Source organism: Polynucleobacter sp. AP-RePozz3-80-G7, assembly GCF_018882145.1.
GTDB lineage: Bacteria > Pseudomonadota > Gammaproteobacteria > Burkholderiales > Burkholderiaceae > Polynucleobacter.
Window position 1 is genome coordinate 1 of sequence record NZ_JACVPC010000007.1, and the last position, 3,565, is coordinate 3,565.

Consider the following 3,565-nt stretch of genomic DNA (forward strand, 5'->3'; position numbering starts at 1 on the left):
GCACCGGTTAAGGAAGCAATGCTTTGGGAGTTGCCATACAGATCAAAGATGCTAGTGCCAGTCATGATCAATGCGCTAGCAGCAGCGAGTGAGCCGCCAGTGCCTAAACGTAAAGTACCGCCGTTGATGGTGGTTGTACCGGTGTAGGTGTTGGTATTGGTGAGCGTTAAGGTGCCTGTGCCGTTATTAACCAAGTTAGCACCACCGCTGATGACACCACTGATCTGGCTAGCAGCACTTGAAGAGTTGATTGTTAAGGTGGTGATATTTGAAACTGCACCACCTATTGTTGCAGCACCGCTACCAGGGTTGATGGTGAGGGCTGAGCCCGCGCCATTGCTTGAGCTCACACCACCCGCTACATTAACAGGACCATTTGTACTGCTTAAGGTATTTACTGTTCCTGTTAGGGTCAGATTGCCACCATAACCTTGACCAGCCGATCCACTCGTAGTGACATTGCCAGCCAAAGATGCATCGCCGCCAGTAAAAATTGATAACAATGCGTTAGTCGCACCAATAGTTCCACCAAATACGGTTGCACCTGTTCCTGTAGTGGTAGCTAAGGAGTACGGTGTGGTTGAAATGCTATCAACGGCACCGTTAAAGGTGATAGCTGCACCGCTTGTATAGGCACCAGCATTGGTTGTATCGATAGAAGTGTTGCTGCCCAACTTAACGGCATTTGTAAAGCTCACTGCCCCACCCGCATTAATCGCACCGTTCAGCGTGGTTACACTAGGCGCTGTCGCTGTAAAGCCAGCAGTGTAAGTTTGTGTACCACCAGAGGTACCAAGAGTTAAGGTACCAGTGTTAGCAAAAGTGACTGCGTTGGTAATGGTGCCAGTTGCGCCATTGAGCTGGAGGTTGTACCCTGCTGCTGCCGTATTTAAGTTAGTAGCAGTTAAGGCACCATTAAAGGCAATGGTGCCTGTAGTTGCAGTTAAGGTAGTAGTAGTGTCGCTAACAGTACTGGTGAAGGTGGTGCCACCGGAGTTGGTTACGGTCAGGGTGCCGATGTTGGTACCAATGGCACCGATAGAGACAACACCCGTTGTATTAATAGTGATGTTCTGAGCAGTACCGGCTACACCCGTGATTGAGGTAATGGTTTGCGCATTGGCTGTACCTGTACCAATTGTTAAGTTAGCGCCAGAGCTTAGCGTTGTTGCACCCAAGGTAATAGCGCCAGTAGCAGTACCACCCAAGACTGTTGTAGCAGAGACGTTCACTGCTGCTGCACCCAGGTTAATCACGCTAGTACCACTATTAGCGGCAATCGTGCCGGCAATAGTCACTAAGCTTGGCGCTGTCGCTGTTAAGCCGCCGGTGTAAGTTTGTGTACCACCAGAGGCGCCAAGAGTTAAGGTGCCAGTGTTAGCAAAAGTGACTGCGTTGGTGATGGTGCCAGTAGAGCCATTGAGTGAGAGGTTGTAAGCGCTTGAGCCAGTAGATAGGCCGCTAGCGTATACCACGCCATTAAAGCCCACTGCTCCAGTTTGAGTACCGCTGCTACCAATGGTTACTGTACCGAGTAAGCTACCAGATGTACCTACTGCACTATTCACCGTAATCGCATTGCTACCAGAAGATAGATCTAATGTCTTGGCTGAACCGGTTAGTGCGCCACCTAAGGTAATGGCACCATTGGCAGCTGAAGTGTTGAGTACGGTATTAGATCCCAGGCTAATCGTATGGGTTCCAGTGTTGCTACCAATACTCATCGTGCCACCAACGATCGTACCGTTCAGTGTGGTTGCACTAGGCGCAGTTGCTGTAAAGCCAGCGGTGTAAGTTTGTGTACCACCAGAGGCGCCAAGAGTTAAGGTGCCAGTGTTAGCAAAAGTGACTGCGTTGGTGATGGTGCCAGTAGCGCCGTTCAGTTGGAGGTTGTACCCTGCTGCTGCCGTATTTAAGTTAGTAGCGGTTAAGGCACCATTAAAGGCAATGGTGCCTGTAGTTGCAGTTAAGGTAGTAGTAGTGTCGCTAACAGTACTGGTGAAGGTGGTGCCGGCAGAGTTTTGCACTGTAACAGTACCGATATTAGTGCCGATAGCACCCAACGATGCAGTACCAGTAGTGTTAATAACAATGTTTGCAGGAGCACCAGGTGATGTACCAGTAATCGATGCAACTGTAATGTTTCCAGAATTACCGGCACCTAAGTTCAAGGTCACGCCACTGCCTAGAACAATGTTATTTAAGGTAATTGCTAATGAGCCAAAGTCAACCGTAGTTGAGCTACCCAAGAATGAGGTTGTACCACCCAAATTAAATGCGCAGTCAGAGGTGCCGCATAAAGAAGGATTGGTGGCGGTAAAGGTACCAGCAAGTGCGTTGTTACCAGTGGTATGGGTAATACCACGTGAGAACGTCAGTATGTCGGTTGAGAGATGGCCATAGTAAACCGTACCAGTGGTATTGAATGTTACTGGGCTAGTAACACTAGTGGTTGGGCCATATAGCTTCACATCAAATGCACCGCCCGCATTAGTCATAGCCGTGGTGTAAATGGAGCCGTCAAACTCAACAGTACTTTGAGAAGTTGTAAGGACCAGTGAACCCAATAAGTCACTACTTAATCCGAGGCCACCACCAAATACTGCGCCACCAGAATTCGTTACACGAACGGTTCCAATATTAGTGTTGATTGCTCCAGCAACTGCGATGACGCCAGTGGTATTGAAGGTAATGTTAGAGCTCGAGCCAGCTCCATCGGTTCCAGTTAGTGAGGCTAAATTAATTGGGCCTGAGCTGCCATTACCCAAAGTAACAGTAATGCCATTCGCTGCAGTAGTCGCCCCAAGCGTAATGGCTCCTGAACCACCGGCAATAGCTACGTTATTACTAAAGCTAATAGGAGCATTTAAATTGATCGCCTGATTTGTAGCATTAATCTGACTACCAGAGATAGAAATTGAAGATGCAGCGGTTGCAGTAACACCACCAACAAAGCTGAAGATATCACCAGAGTTATCACCAAGTGAGATTGTTCCAGTGTTATAGAAGGTAGCAGCGCCAGTTACCGTAGTTGTACCGGCTGAGCCAACTATGTTATTCATTACTACGTTAAAGGCATTAGCACCAGAACTTGCACCTAACACTAGACTTGAGCTCAGGAAAGTACCGTTCAAGGTGATAGTGCCAGTCTGGTTAGCATCACCAAGGGTGATTGTTCCAAGAGCAGTAGTTGATCCAACTAAACCTGATACAGAAATTACCCCACCCTTACTCAACAGGGTCAAAGCTTGACCATTAACAGTAGTTCCTTGGACTGGGCCAGAGATTGTGATATTGGCACCATTTCCGGTACTGTACGTTTGAATGGTGGTGTCGTTCGCCAAGGTTAAGGTTTTAGTAGCGCCACCAATCGATACCGCACCAGCGGCAGTATTGATAGAACCACTGAGAGTGACGCTACTAGGCGCAGTTGCTGTAAAGCCAGCGGTGTAAGTTTGTGTACCACCAGAGGCGCCAAGAGTTAAGGTGCCAGTGTTCAAGAAGGTTACCGCGTTGGTGATGGTGCTGCCATTACCCGTTAATGAGAGGTTGTATGCCGCTGCTG

At 48.5% G+C, this 3,565-nt stretch carries 1 protein-coding gene; it reads right to left on the minus strand.

Going from position 1 to position 3,565, the window contains the following annotated elements:
- A partial coding sequence (locus tag ICE90_RS10700; RefSeq protein ID WP_370624670.1) for a beta strand repeat-containing protein occupies positions 1–3,565 on the minus strand: 3,565 nt, incomplete at both ends.